The sequence below is a fragment of the Haloferax sp. S1W genome, assembly GCF_044593955.1.
In the GTDB taxonomy this organism is placed as follows: domain Archaea; phylum Halobacteriota; class Halobacteria; order Halobacteriales; family Haloferacaceae; genus Haloferax.
In genome coordinates this window covers 1,491,449-1,509,880 of the sequence record NZ_CP172595.1, presented here as the reverse complement: position 1 = coordinate 1,509,880, position 18,432 = coordinate 1,491,449, and the positions used below count along the sequence as shown (strand labels likewise).

Below are 18,432 nucleotides of genomic sequence, written 5' to 3'. Positions count from 1 at the left end.
GTCGCGGTGGACGACCTTGGACCGCTCGTGATGGACCGCCTACTCTTTTCTCCCCCGCCGCGTAGCCCCCGCTATGACGCCCTTCGAACGACGGACGCGCGCCTGTCAGGACCGACTGGCGGCGGACGGTGCCGACGCCGTGGTCCTGTTTCCCAGTCGAAATCTACTGTACCTCGCCGGGTTCGACGAGGAACCCGCCGAACGCCATCTGTTCTTGTTCGTCCCACGCGAGGGCGACCCTGTCTTCTTCGTGCCCAACCTCTACGAGACGCAGATTCGCGCCGAATCGTGGGTCGCCGACGTGCGGACGTGGAGCGACGACGACGACCCGGTTGCGGCCGTTCGCGAACTCGTCTCCGACCTCGGACTGGCAGGCGGCCGCGTCCTCGTCGACGACACGATGTGGGCACGCTTCACGCAGGACCTTCGAGCGGTGCTCCCGGACGCCGAATTCGGCCTCGCCAGCGACGTTGTTGCGCCGCTCCGAGCCACGAAAGACGACGCCGAACTCGACGCCCTGCGCCGAGCCGGACAGGTCGCTGACGCTGCCGTCGAGCGCGTGCGTGCGATGGGTTCGGACGTACTCGGGATGACCGAGACGGAACTCGCGGCGGAAATCGAACGGCTTCTCGCCGACGAGGGCGGTGAGGGAATCCCCTTCGGCCCAATCGTTGGGTCCGGTCCGAACGGCGCGATGCCGCACCACACCGACAGCGACCGCATCATCGAGTCTGGTGACCCCGTCGTCCTCGACTTCGGCACGCGCGTGGACCACTATCCGAGCGACCAGACCAGAACCATCGTCTTCGCCGGCGACCCACCGGCCGAATTCGAGCGCGTCCACGAAGTCGTCCAAGAAGCGAGAACGGCCGCAGTAGAGGCCGTCGAACCGGGTGTTCCCGCTGGCGATATCGACGCGACAGCCCGCGAAGTCATCGAAGACGCGGGGTACGGCGACCGCTTCATTCACCGCACCGGCCACGGCGTCGGTCTCGACGTTCACGAAGACCCCTACATCGTCGCCGGAAGCGACCGACAACTGGAGGTGGGAAATGTCTTCAGCATCGAACCGGGTATCTACCTCCCCGACGAGTTTGGCGTCCGTATCGAAGACCTCGTGGTCGTCACGGAAGACGGGGCGGAGCTATTGAACGACACCGACCGCGGTTGGCGCGTCTAATCCACTGCTGCAATCACTGTTTCCGGTGTCGCTTGGCGGCCCGTTACCCGCCGAAGTCGAATGCGGACGGTCGTCCCGTCGTCGCCCACGTCGAAGTCGATAGTCCCGTTTGACTGGCGAACGAGCCACGTCACGAGCCAGAGACCGACGCCGCTCGTGTGGAGTAGTTGTGTCTCCCCGGACTCGATGGCCGCGAGTTCGGCCGCCGGAATCCCCGGGCCGTCGTCGGCCACTTCGATTGTGACCCACTCGTCGGACGGCGTGACCGATACGTCGATAGTTGGCGCGTCGCCGCCGTGTTCTGCGGCGTTCTCGACGATGTTGTGAAACAGTGGTTCGACGATACTACAGGTCAGGACTTGCACCTCGTCGGGGCCGGAAAGCGACAGCGACGCCGACGGCCAGTCCCTGTCGATTCGGTCGATGACGGTCTGAAGGACTCCCATCAGTTCGGTCGGTTGTTGGTTTGCCTGTGTGTCGAGACCTTTCTCGATGGACCGAATCTTCTCTGCTAACTCCAGTAACTCGTCGGTTCGGCCCCTGATGTGGCGGGCGGCGTCTTGCTTCGTCTCATAACTCGTGGTCTCGTCGGCGATGAGTCCGGCGTACCCATCGACCACGTTGAGTCCGTTTCGAATGTCGTGGCGGAGGATGCGGTTGAGCACTGCGAGTCGCTCTTCGCGCTGTCGAACGTCGGTCACGTCGTGGAGGGTGATTATCTTCCCGTGGAAGCTCTTTTGCCCCCCGCCGAAGCGCGAGACCTGCACGTTGTAGGTGCGGTCGGTAGGTTCGTGGTGGTACGTCGTCGTCTCGTCGCTGACGCGTTCGATTCGGTCGTAGAGCGTGGGGGAAACGTCCTGTAGGTGTCGACCGCTAATCGACTGGTAGGTCTGTTCGAGCGATGCCACCGCCGCTGGGTTGATGTCGGTGACGACGCCCGACCTATCGATGACGAGGACGCCGTCACCCATCTCGTCGATGACGTGCTCGCGTGCGAGGTTGCGGGCGAGAGGGTGCGACATAAACAGATTGTAGCGTCTGTCCGCGGCCGTAAAGAGGAGCATCGAGATGGTAAACGCGAAGGGAGTCGGGTCGAGCGCCGTCGACAGGAGGTTCAGATTGACCGCGACGTTCGGAATTACTGCGATGAGGAGCGCGGCGATGACGATGCGGTGCTGGTAGCGGTAGTTTCGACGGTTCGAAATCGCGTGTTGAGCCAACCGGAGCGCCCCCCACGCCAGAAAGAGGTACGCGTAGGCCAAGAAGGCGTAAAACAGCGGCCCCTTCACCAATGAGAGCGTTGATACGTTTCCGACTGTGACGACGGAAACTTCGGTCCACGTGAGCGTCGTCGCTGGCCAGAGAAGGACGGAGGCGAGATGTGCGAACGTGATGACCCCGACTCCAACCCACCCCACGTGCGGGAGCGGTTTCGACCCGGTAAACGCCGTCGCAAACGAGAACCACAGCGGAGGGACAGCGGCGGTACAGACGTATATCAACTTGTAGAGAAAGACCATGTCCGCCCTCGAGACCGACGCGAGTTCGATTCCGTAGAGCGCACTCCATGCCCCGACGACGAAGATGAGACTGCTGAGTTCTCTCGCCCCTGGTCTGTTGTTGCGGCGGTTCATGAACGTCGTCCCGATGGAAAACGCCAGAATCGCCACTCCAAGTAGAAGAATAACCATGAGTGGGGGAGGAGAAATCATCCTACTCGTAATCAAGTCGGATACACAATATTTCTTGTGAGAACACCGATTTATATAGACAGGTCGACTCGGCGTCGCCACTCAGAGGCGGGCCTAAAGATAGTCGAAAGAGGGGCAGTGAGATTACTCGTCGTCGTTTCCGGCGTCACCTGACGGCTCGATACCGCCGATGAGAGCGTCGACGTCGGCGTGTTCGAACAGCAGATCACGCATCCGTTCGACGGTGCGCTCGTCGCGAGTGCGGCCCGTGCTGACGATATCTTCGGCGCGGTCGGTCACAGAGAGCGTGTCACCGTTGACGAGGAGGACGGGCACGCCTTTCTCTTCGGCCTTACCGATGACGGCACCGACGGGGCGGTGGCCACCAGTGAGGATGAGACACTTGACGCCGGGGGCTTCGAGGGCGGCGCGCTGAATGTTGGCGCGGTCGCCGCCGGTGATGACGGCGGCATCTTTGGTGCGGCGGAAGTAGCGCAGTGCGGCGTCGCCGCCCATCGCACCGACGAGGAACCGTTCGACGAAGGCGTCGGTCGGGGCGTCGGTAGCGAGGTCAGCGCCGAGTTCGTCCGCGAGTTCCTGCACCGTCACGCCTGCGAGGTCCTTCTCGGTGGGGACGACGCCGAGAACGGGGACGCCGCGTGCATCGAGGAACGGCGCGACTTCCGTCTCCAGTTCGTCGTAGACCGAATCGCCGACGCGGTTGAAGACGACGCCTACGAGGCGGTCGGCACCGATGTCTTCGACGGCCGCGACGAGGTCGTCGAGGTCGCTCGGGTGGCCGTACTCGGCGACGAGGAGGACTTTGGCGTCGAACAGGGAGGCGATGTCGGCGTCCGTGAGGTCGACGATGCCGCCGGTGCGGTACGACCCGCCGCCCTCGACGAGCATGAGGTCCTTGTCGACCGAGAGGTCGTCGAAGTGGTGCGAGATGACCTCGGAGAGTTCCTTGTTGTTCTCCTTGCCGCGGATGGCACCCTGGATGAACGTCGGCGAGTAGACGACGGGTTCGAGTTGGTGCATCTCCGCGTCGATGTCGAGCAGTTCACGCGCCAGCATCGGGTCTTCGTCCAGCGTCTTGCCGGTGCTGGACTGGAGGCGCGTCCCCTTGGGCTTCATGTAGCCCACGTCGAGACCGCGTTCCTTCGCGAGCAGGCCGAGTGCGAGCGTGATGGCCGTCTTGCCGGTGCTTTCTCCGGTCGAAGTGACGAGTACCGTGTTCATTGTTGACTAATAAGGTTGGTGTGGTTTTTAAAGTTCGTCCGGGTCCACCGTCAGGCGCACGTCGACCGCTTTCACGCCGTCGGGGAGTGCAACGAGCGGGTTAATGTCGAGTTCGAGGATGGCCGGGAAGTCCGTGACCAACTGCGAGAGGCGCTGGATGGTTTCTGCGATGTCGCCGGTGTCGACCGGGTCGTTCCCGCGAGCGCCGCGGAGCATCGGCGCGGCGTCGATTTCCTTGGTCATCTCGTCCGCTTCGGACTCGGAGACGGGCGCGACGCGGAACGTCGTGTCTTCGAGAATCTCGACGAAGATGCCGCCGAGACCGAACATCATGAGCGGACCGAACTGCGGGTCGCGGTTCATGCCGACGATGGTCTCGACACCGTTGTCGAGGTCCACCATCTCTTGGACCTGCACGCCGAGGATGTTGGCGTCGGGTTGGTAGTTCTTCGCTCGCGTGATGAGGTCTTCGTAGGCGTCGTAGACGTCCTCGTTCTCGACGCCGACCTTGACACCGCCGATGTCGGACTTGTGGAGGATGTCCGGGCTGACGATTTTCATGACGACGTTGCCGTCGATTTCCTCGGCGACTTTGAGGGCGTCGGCCGGGTCGTCGACGATTTCGCCGTGCGGCGTCTCGATGCCGTAGGCGTCGAGCAGTTCCATGGCCTCGACACCGAGGCGCGTGTCGTCACGCTCTTTGACGGATTCGAGGATTTCTCGGGCGCGCTCTCGGTCCACGTCGAACTCGGTCGGTTCGTCGTACTCGCGCTGCTTGATGTCGGCGTACTGCGCGAGGGCTTCGAGACCGTCGACGGCGCGCGAGGGGTCGAAGTAGTTCGGGATACCGGCGTCTTTCATCAGGTCGGATGCGGGTTCGACGCGCTCGCCACCCATGAAACAGGCGGCGATTGGCTTTCCATACTTTTCCTGGAGTTCCACCGTGTCCTCGGCGAGTTGCTCGTAGTCGAGGATAGCCGTGGGTGCCGTGAGGACGATTGCGCTGCCGACGTTCTCGTCAGAGAGCGCCACGTCGAGTGCGTCCTTGAACCGGGCGTTGTCGGCGTCGCCGACGATATCGACCGGGTTGTAGATGTTGCCCTCCGGCGGGAGCGTCTTGGAGAACTGTTCGAGCGTCTCGTCGGCGAAGTTGGCCATTTCGAGGTCCGACTCGCCGATGGCGTCGGTCGTCATGACGCCGGGACCGCCCGCGTTCGTGATGACGGCAACGTCCTTGTTCTCGGGGAGCGGTTGGTGTTCGAGCACGCGTGCGGTGTCGAACAGATGCTGGACGGAGTCGGCGCGGATGACGCCCGCCTGTTCGAGACCGGCCTCGTACGCCGCGTCGGACCCCGCGATGGTGCCCGTGTGAGAGGATGCGGCTTGCGCCCCGGCGTCCGTCCTTCCGGACTTCACGAGGACGATAGGCGTCTCCTGTGTCACCTCGCGGGCGGAGTCGATGAACTCGCGGCCCGCCGAGATGCCTTCGAGATAGCCGATGATGACCTCGGTGTCGGGGTCGTCGTTCCACGCTTCGATGAAGTCGGCCTCGTCGAGAACGGCCTTGTTCCCGAGCGAGACGATGTCCTTGAAGCCGATGTCCTCGTCGTTGGCCCAGTCGATGACGGCGGTGATGAACGCCCCGGACTGGCTCATGAAGGACATCTTGCCGTCCAGCGCCATGTCCGGGCCGAACGTGGCGTTCATGCCAACGTCGGTGTTCATGACGCCCAGACTGTTGGGGCCGACGACGTTCATATCGTACTTCTCGGCGATGCTGCGAAGTTCCTGCTCGCGAGCAGCGCCTTCACTTCCGGTCTCACCGAATCCTGCGGTGATGACAACGACGTTCTCGATACCTGCTTCGCCCGCGGACTCCATCGCGGGGAGGACGACTTTCGGCGGGACGACGATGACTGCGAGGTCAGCGTTCGTCTCGCCGACGTCGCCGTAGCACTGCAAGCCGAACAGTTCGTCGTATTTGGGGTTGACCGGGACCACTTCGCCGTCGAAATCGGCGATGAGGTTGTCCATGATAGCCCGGCCGATGGCCCCGTCGCGCTCGGTCGCGCCGACAACTGCGATGCGCGCCGGCGCGAACAACTCAGATAAATCTCCCATCACGTGCAGATACCCAGCTTTGACTGATAAATTCGGTGGTGTGGGCCGTCTCACGGCCTTTGGTGGCATTCTACAGTGGCGCAATTAATCGGGAAGATTGCTGATTAATGGGGAGCAATTCGAGGTGGTATCTCCTTCGATTCGTCCAGTCCTGTTCCGAACTACCCCCTGCAGATATACGTTCGCCCAAAAAACGAGGGGACATGTCGTCCGCCACTGACAGAACCCCGCTTCACCGAACCACCGGTGCCCGAATCGCTGCTGCAGTCTTCCTCCTTCTCACGCTCGCGTATGCCGTCGTCATCGCACGGCAGATACTCCTCTGGGTATTCATCGCTCTTACCGTGGTCGTGCTGTGGTACGCCGCCCGCCTCGTCGTCGCGATGGAACGAATTGCCAAACACCTCGGCCGTTTGGCGGATATGAAATCGTCGCCGGACGACTCCGACTGACCGGCACGGAACGACGACCTGACTCGGTTGAACGGTTCGACTTCGCTATCACTGTGTTCCCCTCGTAGAGAGGCTACTTTTCACAACATTCACTCGACGAATCGCCGGTAATCTACACCAAAAACCGGCGTCAAATCTTCCCTATTTTGCCCTATATATCATAATTCAAATACAATTCCTGTCGTTTATTTTTAGGCCAGACAAAACCTCTGTCCCGTGTAGGCTGGACTTCGATAATTTAGGCCCGCCAAAATCTATCTAAAATGTGATAAGACTTATCGGCACCCAACTGGTAGGATTAGTATGGACCAATTTGCTGCCCTCATATTCGTGTTTGTTGCAGGGCTCGTCACGGCTATCGCAACCGGTCTCGGAGCGGTGCCGTTCTTCTTTGTCTCGGACATAAGCGACCGCTGGAACGTCGCGCTCTGGGGCATCGCGTCCGGTATCATGGTGTCGGCGTCGCTGTTCGGTCTCATCTTCGAAGGGCTGGCCAACGGGACGCCCCTTCAGTTAGGAATCGGGATGCTCGCGGGTGTCGTCCTCGTGCTCGTCGCCCACCACGTCATCGAGGGAGCGGAGGTCAGCCCCCGGAAGTACGAGGAAGCCGACTTTCGGAAACTACTGTTGATTCTCGGCATCCTCACGGTCCACAGTTTCCCCGAGGGCGTCGCCGTCGGCGTCTCCTTCGCCGACCTCGGCTTAGAAGGTGGCATCGAGATTCTCGGGTTAGCGGTGCCGCTGCTCGCGATATTCATGACTATCGCCATCTCCATCCACAACATCCCCGAGGGGCTGGCCATCTCCATTCCGCTTCGGACGATGGACGTCCCCAACTGGAAACTCGTCTGGTGGGCCATCTTCTCCAGCCTGCCGCAACCGGTCGGTGCGGTCATCGCGTTCTACTTCGTCCGCATCGCCCGCGAGTTCCTCCCGTTCGGGTTCGGCTTTGCGGCGGGCGCGATGGTGTTTCTCGTCCTCACCGAGTTCATCCCCGAGGCGCTGGAACTCGGCGAGCACCTCCCGCGGGGCGGAAAGGCGGAACTCCTCGCCGGACTCGCTGCCGGGTTCGCGGTTATGGTTCCGCTGGCGTTTATCTGAACTGCTCACACGGTCGGCCGCCGACCAGCGTCTCGACTCCCGGGCAGTGAGCGTCGAAAAGAATCGATGGAGAAAACGTTCGTGGTGAGTCGCCGCTCAGTGCGAGTGGCCGAGCGCGTCGGCGAGGGAGACGCCGAACCGCTCTTCGAACAGGTCTTCCATCGTCTCGTTGATGGCGGCGATGTCGCTCGCAACGTCGCCTTCGCTGTGGTGGGCGACGACGTGTGCCTGCTGTGCGAACGCCTGGACGAGTACGTCGGCAACGACATCTGTCGGGTCTTCGCCCTGCTCCGCGAAGATGTCGACGAGGCCTTCGGGGAGTTCGATGTCTTCGGAGTCACCGCTCGGTCCTTCGATGGTGTACGTCTCAGTATCGACCATGCACCCACGTGGGAGCGGCCGTGGGTTAAGGCTTGAGTTTGCGGGCGTCGCCAATGCCATCGCGTCGGCAGCAGGTGGCCGCCCGAACGTCCCCCGCGTCTCTTCTCAGTCGGTCTTCGAAACCCGCTTTCCTCAGTCAGTCTGCGGAATCGCCACCGTGCCCGCGACGAAGAAGACGACAGAGAGTGCGGCGAGGATTCCGAGGTTCGTCACCCAGTCGCCGCCCGAGTACGTCAGGGCGCGGACGCCGCGAGCGAAGAACGTCAACGGCGAGAGATTCAGCGCCGGGACGAACCACGACGGGAGCAGGTCGGGTGTGACGAACGTCTCGGAGAGAAACAGCAGGGGGAGTGCGATGGCGTTCGATGCGGCGATGACGCCGTCTTGGGAGTCGGCGACGCTCCCGATGATAGCCCCGAGGCCGCAAAAGAGCGTGACACCGAGTGCGACGAACGGAATCACGGCGAGCGTCGCGGCCGACACCGGAATCGACGCGCCGGTCACGAGCACCGACAGGGCGAGGAGCAACAGCGCCGCGAGACCGATGACGACGACGTTGACGAGCGAGTGGGCGAGCAACCACTCCGCCCGCGTGAGCGGGGTCGTCGCCAACTTCTCGAATCGGTTGCCGTCGCGGTGGCGGGCGATGGTGCTGCCGACCCGCGACAGCGGGGTAAAGAGGACGACGACGGCGAGGTAGCCCGCGATGTAGTACTCCTTCGGTTCGGCGAAGAGACCGCCTCCAGTCGGTTGGGTCTGCACCAGCGCACCGAAGATGACGACGATGATAGCGGGGAAGAAGAACGTGAAGAACACGGCAGTCCGCCGACGGAGGAACGAGTGCCACGAGGCGACAAACTCCGAGGCAACGCGGGTGAGGGCGCTCATTGACTCCCTCCTGCAACCGCCGCCGCAGTCGGACGGGCAGCTTCGAACTGCTCGCCGGTGAGAGAAAGATACACCTCTTCGAGCCCGGGTTGCTTCCACACGAGCGATTCGTAGACGATTCCGGCGTCGTCCAGCGCGGAGACGGTCGTCCCAATCTCGCGCGGGCCGATACCGTAGACGGTGAGTCCGTCACCAGTCGCCTCGACCGCGAGCGACGCAGGGAGCGACACGTCGTCGAGGGAGAGGGGGTCGGCGGTCCGGACGACGAGTCTGCTCTCGCCGCCGTGTTCGGCCACGAGGTCGTCGGGGCGGCCGACGGTGACTAACTGGCCGTCGTTGAGCAGGCCCACGCGGTCGGCGAGTCGTTCGACTTCGGCCATCGAGTGACTCGTGAGGAAGACGGTCGTCCCGCGCGCTGCGAGGTCGTCGATAAGCGACCACAGAGAGCGCCGTCCGGCGGGGTCGATACCAGTCGTCGGTTCGTCCAAGAACAGCACGTCGGGGTCGTTCGCCAGCGTGAGCGCGATACAGGCGCGACGCTGTTGTCCCCCGGAGAGGTTCTCGTACCACGTGTCGGCGGCGTCGGCGAGTCCAACGTCCGAAAGGAGTTCGTCTGGGTCGCGCGCGTCGTCGTAAAGACCGGCGTAGTACGCGACGAGTTCGCGCGCCGTTAGCCGACCGGCCGGTGTGAAGTCCTGCGGGAGCAGTCCGAGTCGCTGGCGGTTCACGCTCGTCGGGTCGCTGCCGAGTACAGATGCCGACCCAGAATCGGGCGTCGTCGTACCCGTGAGCGCGCGGACGAGCGTCGTCTTCCCCGCGCCGTTCGGGCCGATGAGGCCGAAGACCTCGCCTTCGGCGACAGACAGGGAGACGCCAGACAGCGCCGCCACGTCACCGTAGGATTTCCTGAGGTCGTCGGCGACGAGTACCTCGTTCATGTCGTATCCGACGTTCGCGTCGGGTGGTAAGGGATTCGGAATCGGCGTTCCCTTCGACGCCCGGTGCCCTCGTCTCGGTTCCACCACCCAAGTCGGAGCAAGCTCTACGCCCCGTCCACCACCCAAGTCGGAGCAAGCCTTACTCCCCGGCCGTCTCTCTACGTTGACATGGATGGCTCCCGACGCGGGTTTCTCGCGGCCGCCGGGACAGCGTTTATGAGCGGACTCGCCGGCTGTTTGGGTGCACCATCCGGCGGCGACACTGACGACTCGCTCGACGGGTTCGGCGTCGGTTTCGAGACGATTGCGACTGGATTCGCCTCACCCGTTGACGTGGCGTTCCCCGAGGCGTTCGACGGGACGCGGGCGTTCGTCGTGGACCAACCCGGCCGAATCTGGCTCCACGACGAGAGTGGCCTTCGGTCGAACGCGTACCTCGACATCACGGACCGCGTCGTCGACCTGGGCGGCTACGACGAGCGCGGCTTCCTCGGTGTCGCCTTCCATCCCGAGTTCGCCGACAACGGTCGCCTCTTTCTCAGGTACAGCGCGCCGAAGCGAGCGGGCACGCCGTCGAACTACAGCCACACCTTCGTCCTGAGCGAGTTGACGGTGGACCCGAGCGCAACGACAGTCGCACCCGAGTCCGAGCGGACGCTTCTCGAAATTCCGGAACCGCAGTCGAACCACAACGCGGGCGCGGTCACGTTCGGTCCCGACGGGTACCTCTACGTCGCCGTCGGCGACGGCGGGGGTGCAAACGACGAGGGTCGCGGTCACGTCGACGACTGGTACGACGCGGTCACGGGCGGCAACGGACAGGACGTGACGCAAAACCTGCTCGGGAGCATCCTCCGAATCGACGTGGACACCGAAGGCGGCGTCGCTGGCGACGAGGACAAACCGTACGGCATCCCCGAGGACAACCCGCTCGTCGGCCGTCACGGCTTCGACGAACTGTACGCGTGGGGGCTCCGAAATCCGTGGCGGATGTCCTTCGACGGCGAGGACTTCTACGTCGCCGACGTGGGGCAGGGCGCGTGGGAAGAGGTGAACCTCGTCGAGAAGGGCGGCAACTACGGGTGGAACGTCCGCGAAGGTGCCCACTGCTTTCGGGCGGGCGAGTGTCCGACCGAGACGCCCGACGGTGACCCGCTCGTCGACCCAGTTCTCGAATACCCGCACTCCGGGTCGGGTCCTTCGGGTATCGCTGTCATCGGCGGGTACGTCTACCGCGGCGAGTCGATTCCGGCACTCGACGGCGCGTACGTCTTCGCCGACTGGCGCTCGGGTGGCCGACTGTTCGCCGCCCGTCCGAGCGACACGCGCCCGTGGCCGATTGCCGAACTGCCGGTCGAAGACAGAGACGGTGCCGGAAAGAACGTGCTCGCGTTCGGCCGCGACCCGGCGGGAGAACTCTACGTCTGCACCAGTGCGCAGTCTCTCATCGGCGGGTCGTCCGGGATGTTGAGTCGCCTGACTTCGGTCTGACGCTCACGCGTCGCCGTTGACGTTGACGCGTCGTCCGGTCGTCGCTGACTCGTAGGCCGCCTCGGTGAGTGCCGTGACGTAGAGGCCGTTTTCCGCGGGAATCGCGAGGTCGGCCTCGTCGCGTGCGGCGTCGATGAAGTTCCGGAGTTTCTTGCGGGTCAGCGTCTCGAAGTCGGGTTCGCTGGGCGTGGCACGGTACGTGATTCCACCCTCGGTCACTTCGATGGTCTTCCCGTTGAACGCGACCCGTCCCTCGGTGCCGATGATTTGGAGCGATTCGCTGGGGTTGGGGACGCTCGTCCCCTCGCCCGAGACGCCGACGCTCGCGGTGAGTTCCGTGCCGTCCCTGTCGAGGACCACTGCGAGCGCGGAATTCACGTCCACGTCGTGGCCGCGGTGGTCGACCGCCGCGGCGACGGTGACGGGTTTCGAGCGCGTCACCCACAGCATCACATCGAGGAGGTGCGACCCGGAGTCGTAGAGTTGGCCGCCGCCGGACTGAGACGGGTCGCTGCGCCACTCGTTTTCCGTCCACTGAATCCACTCCTGTTCGAGGTGGCAGATGACCATGTGTGGGTCGCCGATGCGCCCCGAATCGACGACCCGACGAAGTTCGACGTATCGGGGGTCGAAGTGCCGCTGATAGCCCACCGCAAGCGTGAGTCCCGCGTCTTCGGCGCGGTCGATAAGCACCCGTGCGCCAGCGAGGTCCGTCACCATCGGCTTTTCGAGATGCACGTGCAGGCCCGCTTCGAGCGCCGCGAGGGCCTGGTCGAAGTGTTCTGTGTGCGGTGAGGCGATGGTCACGGCGTCGAGAAACTCCCCGTCGAGCAGTTCCTCGACCGTCTCGTAGACGGGCACGTCGAACTCGTCCGCGAACCGCTCGCGGGTCTCTTCGTCCGGGTCGACACCGGCGACGATGCTCGCGCCGTCCATCTCGTCGAAGAGACGGCACTCCAGCGTCCCGAGTGTGCCGAGTCCGACACCTGCGACTCTAAACATACTTTACATGTCGTCGGGGAGGTGCAAAAGCGTGCGGGCGAGTCACATACGAGTCCGGCTCGGATTGAATCAGAATACCTCGCCGCAACTTCCACCCTTTAGTCGCCTGACGCCGTGACATCACGTATGAGCCTCGACTATCGACGACTCGGTTCGACCGGGACCCGCGTCTCTGAACTCTGTTTCGGCACGTGGCGATTCGGCCGCCAGACGGGCGGCGTACTGGAGACTGACGAAGCGGAAGCCCACAAGCTCCTCGACACGTTCGAGGAACTCGGCGGCAACTTCATCGACACCGCGAACGTCTACGGCAGTGTCAACGGCACCTCTGAGGAGTACATCGGCAATTGGCTCGCCGAGCGCGACCGCGAACAGTACGTCGTCGCCTCGAAGGTGTATTTCCCCTTCGACGAGGAGAATCCGAACGGCCGCGGTCTTTCGCGGACGCACATCCGAAACCAAATCGAGGGCACGCTCGACCGTCTCGGCACCGACTACCTCGACCTCTATTACATCCACCGCTGGGACGACGAGACGCCCATCGAAGAGACGCTTCAGACCCTGAACGCGCTCGTTGAGGAGGGCAAGGTGAACTATCTCGGTGCCTCCACGATGGCAGCGTGGCAACTCACGAAGGCGCTGTGGAAGTCCGACGTTCACGATTACGCCCGCTTCGACGTGACCCAACCGCTGTTCCACGCGGGCTACTACGAGGACGTGAAGGACTACCTCGACGTGTGCGGCGATCAAGAACTCGCCGTCTGTCCGTACTCGCCGCTCGCAGGCGGCTTTCTCACCGGCAAGTACGAGCGCGCCGACCCGGACGACCCCACGAAGTACGTCGCACCCGATGGCGCGCGTGGTTCTTTCGACGAGCGATTCGACCGGTTCTACGTCTCCGAGCGCGGGTGGCACGTCCTCGACGAGATTCGCGCCGTCGCCGACGAGGAAGACGCCAGTCCCGCACAGGTCGCCCTTCGCTGGCTGATGGACTACTCCGACGCGACGGTGGTCCCAATCGTGGGCGCGCGGACGCCCGAGCAACTCCGCGAGAACGCTGGTGCCGCGGACGTAGACCTCTCGGACGACCAGTGGGAGCGCATCATGAACGCCCGATACGACGACTCGGGGCGACGCTGGGGACACTGACGCGGCAATCGGCCGCCCGTCCACCGTCGTTTACGCCAGTTCGAGGTCTCTGAGGAAGTCGCAGACGATGTGCGCGTAGAGGACGACGCCGACGAAGCCCGCGAGCGTCGCTGCTCCTGCGACTGCGAGACCACCGACTACGACACCGCCGATGAGGTGGTGGCTCAAGAGTCGCTTCAGATTGAATCGCGGGCCGAACTCGGGGAACACGTCTTCCTGGTCGACGAGGCCGACGCGCGGATTCGTAACGGCGGTTCGGAGGTTCTCCCAGTCGCCGCGTTCGAAGCGGGCGATGAGAAAGTGGTCGAGGTCGATGAAGACGCTCAAGAAGACCGCGCCAACGACGAGAAGCGGCATTCCACCCGGGGGGTGCAGTGTGACTCCGGCGGCGACTCCGACGACCGCACCGACGACAGCGTGTTCCAGCGATTTCACGGTTTCAGCGGCGTCACGCCCCCACGTGTGGGCGCACCCGCCGGAGAATGAGGTCCGGGTCGTACTCGTCTTCGGACTTGTCCCAGACGCGCTCGCCGTCGACGGTGACCGTTAGCACGCCGTGGTCGCCGGTGACGAGCGCCACGCGTTCGACTTGCTGGCCGAACTGCTGGAGGAGGGTGTGTTGTATCTCTTCGGCGCGGTTGAGGAATCCACATGGTACGCAGTACTCGATTTCGATGGCAGTCATACACGGCCGTACTCGTTGGAGACTGAAAAACAGGGTGGCGGTCGTGTGTGGCGGTTGACTACTGCCACTGGACGTTATTTGCCGAATCCGGGTCGCCAGCGGAGCAGAACGACCGTGATGAGAAAGACGGCGGTCGAGAGGTCGTACGAGAGTACCGTCACCGTCGCGGCGATGGCGGTCCCACCTCCGAAGACGCTCGTTGCGAACGAGGCGATGACGGGCCACGAACACGAGATGCAGGAGAACAGGCCGACGACGCCCGAGACGGCCGCTCCCGCCGCTTCGACCACCGTGTCGTAGACGAGGTACGCGAGCGCGGCGTAGCCGATGACGCGGGCGGGCATGAGGACGAGGTTGAACACGCCGCCGCCGTAGATGAGCGCCGGTCCCCACCCCGGGGGGAGGAACGCGACGCGAAGGCCGCCGTCACCGCCCGGAACAGGGGACGTGATGAGGCCGCCAGCGACCGCCAGCAGTGCGAAGTAGCCGAGCGCGACAGCGGCCGCCTTTCGCTTCGTCGCCGTCGATGCCGGTGTGACCGTCGTGTCGAACAGTACCCAGAGACCGACGCCGACCCACGTCACGCCGTAGATGGCGTATCGCGGGGCACCGACGCTCGCCTCCGTGAAGAGCAGGTAGACGAACGCGAGAATCAGCGTGGTGTTGACTGCGAAAGCGGCGTGGAGGAGCGACGACCGTGAGAAGTCGGACAGGGCGCGTGCAGTTGCCATGATTGAGTGGAAGTGGTATCAGACCGCGAGCGTGTCCACGACGATAGCGAGGAGCAACATCCCGAGGTAGGCGTTCGAGGCGTGGAAGGCGCGGAACGCCGCCGTGTCGTCCTGTTCGTAGTGTAGACGCACGACGAAGTAGAGGAACAGCCCTCCGAGGGCGAGGCTCGTGACGAGGTAGACCACACCGAGTGCGTCCATGATTGCCAGTCCGGCAGCGGTGATGAGCGTCGCGCCGAGCCACCAGACGATGTGCTTGCGCGTCTCCGTCTCGCCGCGGACGACCGGCATCATCGGGAACCCGCCGCGGGCGTAGTCGTCCTTGTAGGCCAGCGCGAGGTTGTAGAAGTGCGCCGGCGTCCACATGAAGATGACACTTGCGAGAACGAGGCCACCGAGTCCGATGTCGCCGGTGACGGCTACCCAACCGATGAGCGCCGGGAGCGCGCCCGCCGCGCCGCCGATGACCGTGTTCTGGACGGTGTTCGGCTTCAGGACGAGCGTGTAGATGACGCTGTAGAACGCGATGGCGACGAGGCCGAGGATGGCCGCCAGCCAGTTCACTGACGCGAAGAGGCCGACCGAGATGGCCGTCAGCGCGAGGCCGAACGCGATAGCGTTTCGGACGGGAACGAGGTCCACCGCGAGCGGGCGGTCACTGGTTCGTTGCATCCGGCGGTCGATGTCGCGTTCGAGGACGTGGTTGAACGTCCCCGACGCGCCGATAGACAGGACGCCGCCGCCGAGCGTGGCGACCATCACCTGCGGGGTCAGGCCGGACGAGACGGTGCCCGCGAGCGCCATCGCCGCCGACGCGACGAGGCAGAGAAGCCACATCAGTCGGGGCTTCATGAGACGGAAGTACGCCCACGCCGTCGCCTTGGCCCGAGCAACGGGGTCGGTCGGAATCGGCGGGCGTTCACCGTCGTCTGCCAGCGGTTCGTCCATTGACAGCCCTTCTGCGGGTCGGTCGGTCGGGTCGCCGGTTACCTCTTCGAGCGTCCACGCGAGGGCGACGAGCAGGCCGCCGAAGATTCCCATCCCGACGACGAGGTGGACCGTCGAGAGCAACTGACTCGTGCCAGCCGTTGCGACGAATGCGCCCATTCCTGCCTGCACCGGGTAGAGGGCGGCCGCAACGGTCACTGCCGCTTTCACTCGGCGCGACGAGTCACTGCGCCACGCCGCGACCAACGTCGCAACCGAGAGGAGTCCGACGAGGACAGCGGCGAGGCGGTGTCCGAAAGCGACCCAGCCGTCGGTCGTCGTCGGAAGCGAGAATCCGTCACCGCATGCTGGCCACGCGGCGCATGCGGCAGTCGCGTCCGTGAGCGCCGTGGTCGCGCCAACGAGCAAGAGCAGATAGACCCCCATCGCCGTGGCGGCGAGGAGTCCGTGGAACCTGTTCGAAGCGCGAGTCGTGGCCACGTAATTCACCTACGATTCGTTTGGACCGTCCCATATTTAGGACCCGCGCTTTTCCCGTCTGTTTGGTTACCGAAAGGCCCGTCGTATGCAGGGGGTGGGTACAAACGTGGCGTGAGAGTCGGTACGCATTTATGCGGTTGTTCCTAACTCCCGTTCAGCATGAGAAAGACGCGTTTCGCGCTCGCGTCCCTGCTTGCGACGGTCGTGATGGCCCTCGTCGCCACCCCCGTTGCGGCGCAGGCGTCCGCCACATCGGAACTTATCAACCAGCTGAACGGGAAGCTCCTCTACGTGGCTATCCCGATTACCGTGCTGGTCGAGGCTATCCTCCTCTACACGGTCATCAAGTTCCGCAACAGCGAGCGCGCTCTGCCGACAAAGGAGAACCGGCGTCTCGAAATTACCTGGACCATCGCCACCGCGATTGTGCTGCTGTTCGTCGGTGTCGCGTCGTACGGTGTCCTCGCCGACGAGAACGTCACGCATCAGGGCAACGATATCGAAATGAACGACGACCCCGTCGTCATCACGGCGGAAGCCTACCAGTGGGGCTGGAACATGTACTACCCCGAGGAAGGCAACTTCACGACGGGTAACAAAGTCGTCATCCCGAAGGACCGCCCCGTCTACTTCCAGGTGACTTCACAGGACGTGATACACGGCTTCCACGTCCCGCAACTCGGCCTCAAGCAGGACGCGATGCCGGGTGCGACAGACACCATCAAGACTGTCGCCTACGAGGAAGGCACCTACCAGGGCTACTGTACTGAGTACTGTGGTGTCGCCCACTCGCAGATGTACTTCACCGTCGAAGTCGTCTCGCAGGACGAGTACCAAGACTGGCTCGACGAGCAGAAGAACTCCAGCGAGTAAGTCCCTCCGTTTCCCATATTTTCTCGCTCATCGAGTTGCGACGCTGTCGTGTGAGCGACGCAGGCGTCGCTGGGGCAGTGTTCTCCCTGCAGAATCGATGACGGCCGCTCAGCAGCGACGCTCGACGATACGGTCGATGATGCGCCCGCTCGAGAGGAGTTCGTCGTCGTGGGTGGGGTCGCGGGGCGTCGCGCGGGCGACTTCACAGTCGATACCGCGCTCTTCGAGGGCCGACTCGATGGCGGCCTCTTCGTGGTGTTGGTCGTAGCCGAGGACGATAACGTCCGGCGCAATCTCCTCGATGGGGACGAAGATGTCGTCCGGGTGGCCGAGGTGGGCTTCGTCCACCACGTCGAGGGCGGCGACCATATCTCGCCGCTGTTGGTCGCTCAAAATCGGTCGTGGTTTGTGCGTCACGTTTGCTGCACGGGCGACGATGACGTGGAGTTCGTCACCCATCGCGGCCGCGTCCGAGAGATAGTGGACGTGCCCGGGGTGGAGAATGTCGAACGTTCCCTGTGCGATAACTCGTCTCATTTGTCCAGTTCCGCGTCGATGTCTTCCTGTGTAAAGTCGAAGAACGATTCCGGGTCCGGGAGGTCGACGGTGTAGACCGGCAGGTCGCGAACCTCGCCGGACTGGTCGAACGCCTCCCAGTCGTTTTGGCCGTACGGTGCGCCGATGATGATGTGGACTGTTCCGCTTCCGAACGTATCGAGGTCCGCATCGCTCGGGCGAAGGACGCCGTTCGGATGCGAGTGTACCGACCCGACCGCACGGAAATCGTTCGGCACGAGGTCGTTTCTAACCGTCGCGCTGTACGGGTCGGAGACAGTTCCCGGGATGATGAGAACGTCAGTCACGATGAGACCATCGCGGTCGAGTCCGACTCGACGGGCATCCTCGCCGCGGAGCAGACCCATGTACTCGTTCGGGTGGGTCTCCGCGGAGGCTTCGAGCGCGAAGTCGAGCGCGTCGGCGGCGATGCCGATGACCTCCCGCGACCGGAAGAGTCGCATATCGATTCGTCGGCGGGCGCTCCATCTAAGGGTTCCGGAACGTTGACTCACCGCCACGGA

The 18,432-nt window shown here is 63.7% G+C and carries 19 protein-coding genes; 6 read left to right on the top strand and 13 right to left on the bottom strand.

All coding sequences use genetic code 11. The features are described 5' to 3' along the window. The first annotated feature begins 73 nt into the window (after positions 1-73). On the top strand, positions 74-1,180 hold the full coding sequence (locus ACH9L7_RS07930; RefSeq protein WP_396613177.1) for a M24 family metallopeptidase: 1,107 nt from the start codon (positions 74-76) through the stop codon (positions 1,178-1,180). Here ACH9L7_RS07930 and ACH9L7_RS07925 read toward each other — a convergent pair. The 3 genes from ACH9L7_RS07925 to ACH9L7_RS07915 all read right to left on the bottom strand — a co-directional run bounded on the left by ACH9L7_RS07925 (position 1,177) and on the right by ACH9L7_RS07915 (position 6,234). Further along, positions 1,177-2,814 carry a histidine kinase N-terminal 7TM domain-containing protein gene (locus ACH9L7_RS07925; RefSeq protein ID WP_396613176.1) on the bottom strand — a complete coding sequence of 546 codons (1,638 nt, stop codon included), beginning with the start codon at positions 2,812-2,814 and terminating at the stop codon, positions 1,177-1,179. The two genes, ACH9L7_RS07930 and ACH9L7_RS07925, sit on opposite strands and share 4 nt — an antisense overlap. A gap of 201 nt (positions 2,815-3,015) precedes the next feature. Further along, a complete protein-coding gene (locus tag ACH9L7_RS07920; RefSeq protein WP_396613175.1) occupies positions 3,016-4,113 on the bottom strand; it encodes a phosphotransacetylase family protein in 1,098 nt (365 codons plus the stop codon). 27 nt (positions 4,114-4,140) lie between these two features. Continuing rightward, on the bottom strand, positions 4,141-6,234 hold the full coding sequence (locus ACH9L7_RS07915) for an acetate--CoA ligase family protein (protein WP_396613174.1): 2,094 nt from the start codon (positions 6,232-6,234) through the stop codon (positions 4,141-4,143). Positions 6,235-6,437: 203 nt separating this feature from the next. Between ACH9L7_RS07915 and ACH9L7_RS07910 the strand changes: the two genes are divergently transcribed. Further along, entirely contained in the window at positions 6,438-6,686 is a 249-nt protein-coding gene (locus tag ACH9L7_RS07910; protein WP_396613173.1) for a hypothetical protein, read from the top strand. Between the two features lie 303 nt (positions 6,687-6,989). Further along, positions 6,990-7,787: a ZIP family metal transporter gene (locus ACH9L7_RS07905; protein WP_396613172.1), complete on the top strand. Its 798-nt coding sequence runs from the start codon at positions 6,990-6,992 to the stop codon at positions 7,785-7,787. 96 nt (positions 7,788-7,883) lie between these two features. On the opposite strand, the gene ACH9L7_RS07900 is transcribed toward ACH9L7_RS07905, so the two are convergent. The 3 genes from ACH9L7_RS07900 to ACH9L7_RS07890 form a co-directional block, all read right to left on the bottom strand. Continuing rightward, entirely contained in the window at positions 7,884-8,168 is a 285-nt protein-coding gene (locus ACH9L7_RS07900) for a hypothetical protein (protein ID WP_396613171.1), read from the bottom strand. Positions 8,169-8,300: 132 nt separating this feature from the next. After that, the gene (locus ACH9L7_RS07895; protein WP_396613170.1) at positions 8,301-9,056 is read right to left on the bottom strand and encodes an ABC transporter permease; all 756 of its coding nucleotides are present in this window, start codon (positions 9,054-9,056) and stop codon (positions 8,301-8,303) included. After that, positions 9,053-9,994 (bottom strand): ABC transporter ATP-binding protein, encoded by a 942-nt coding sequence (locus ACH9L7_RS07890; protein ID WP_396613241.1) that lies wholly within the window; start codon positions 9,992-9,994, stop codon positions 9,053-9,055. The genes ACH9L7_RS07895 and ACH9L7_RS07890 overlap by 4 nt, the downstream gene beginning before the upstream one ends. Before the next feature lie 168 nt (positions 9,995-10,162). Here ACH9L7_RS07890 and ACH9L7_RS07885 point away from each other — a divergent pair, with 168 nt between their 5' ends. After that, on the top strand, positions 10,163-11,485 hold the full coding sequence (locus ACH9L7_RS07885) for a PQQ-dependent sugar dehydrogenase (protein ID WP_396613169.1): 1,323 nt from the start codon (positions 10,163-10,165) through the stop codon (positions 11,483-11,485). 3 nt (positions 11,486-11,488) lie between these two features. Here the strand turns inward: ACH9L7_RS07885 and ACH9L7_RS07880 are convergent, their stop codons facing one another. After that, positions 11,489-12,487, bottom strand: a complete 999-nt coding sequence (locus ACH9L7_RS07880; RefSeq protein WP_396613168.1) for a Gfo/Idh/MocA family protein — start codon at positions 12,485-12,487, stop codon at positions 11,489-11,491. Positions 12,488-12,613: 126 nt separating this feature from the next. On the opposite strand from ACH9L7_RS07880, the gene ACH9L7_RS07875 reads away from it, so the two are divergent. Beyond that, entirely contained in the window at positions 12,614-13,636 is a 1,023-nt protein-coding gene (locus ACH9L7_RS07875) for an aldo/keto reductase (RefSeq protein WP_396613167.1), read from the top strand. A gap of 30 nt (positions 13,637-13,666) precedes the next feature. Here ACH9L7_RS07875 and ACH9L7_RS07870 read toward each other — a convergent pair whose 3' ends face one another. The 4 genes from ACH9L7_RS07870 to cyoE all read right to left on the bottom strand — a co-directional run bounded on the left by ACH9L7_RS07870 (position 13,667) and on the right by cyoE (position 16,480). After that, a complete protein-coding gene (locus ACH9L7_RS07870) occupies positions 13,667-14,071 on the bottom strand; it encodes a hypothetical protein (protein WP_396613166.1) in 405 nt (134 codons plus the stop codon). A gap of 13 nt (positions 14,072-14,084) precedes the next feature. Further along, positions 14,085-14,321, bottom strand: a complete 237-nt coding sequence (locus tag ACH9L7_RS07865; protein WP_396613165.1) for a SelT/SelW/SelH family protein — start codon at positions 14,319-14,321, stop codon at positions 14,085-14,087. Positions 14,322-14,395: 74 nt separating this feature from the next. Continuing rightward, positions 14,396-15,052: a hypothetical protein gene (locus ACH9L7_RS07860; protein WP_396613164.1), complete on the bottom strand. Its 657-nt coding sequence runs from the start codon at positions 15,050-15,052 to the stop codon at positions 14,396-14,398. Positions 15,053-15,070: 18 nt separating this feature from the next. After that, entirely contained in the window at positions 15,071-16,480 is a 1,410-nt protein-coding gene (gene cyoE / locus ACH9L7_RS07855; RefSeq protein WP_396613163.1) for a heme o synthase, read from the bottom strand. Between the two features lie 159 nt (positions 16,481-16,639). On the opposite strand from cyoE, the gene coxB reads away from it, so the two are divergent. Beyond that, positions 16,640-17,353, top strand: a complete 714-nt coding sequence (gene coxB, locus ACH9L7_RS07850) for a cytochrome c oxidase subunit II (protein ID WP_396613162.1) — start codon at positions 16,640-16,642, stop codon at positions 17,351-17,353. 108 nt (positions 17,354-17,461) lie between these two features. Here coxB and ACH9L7_RS07845 read toward each other — a convergent pair whose 3' ends face one another. Beyond that, positions 17,462-17,890 (bottom strand): adenylyltransferase/cytidyltransferase family protein, encoded by a 429-nt coding sequence (locus tag ACH9L7_RS07845; protein WP_396613161.1) that lies wholly within the window; start codon positions 17,888-17,890, stop codon positions 17,462-17,464. After that, complete coding sequence (locus ACH9L7_RS07840) at positions 17,887-18,372, bottom strand: Mov34/MPN/PAD-1 family protein (protein ID WP_396613160.1); 486 nt, start codon at positions 18,370-18,372, stop codon at positions 17,887-17,889. The genes ACH9L7_RS07845 and ACH9L7_RS07840 overlap by 4 nt, the downstream gene beginning before the upstream one ends. Between the last annotated feature and the right edge of the window lie 60 nt (positions 18,373-18,432).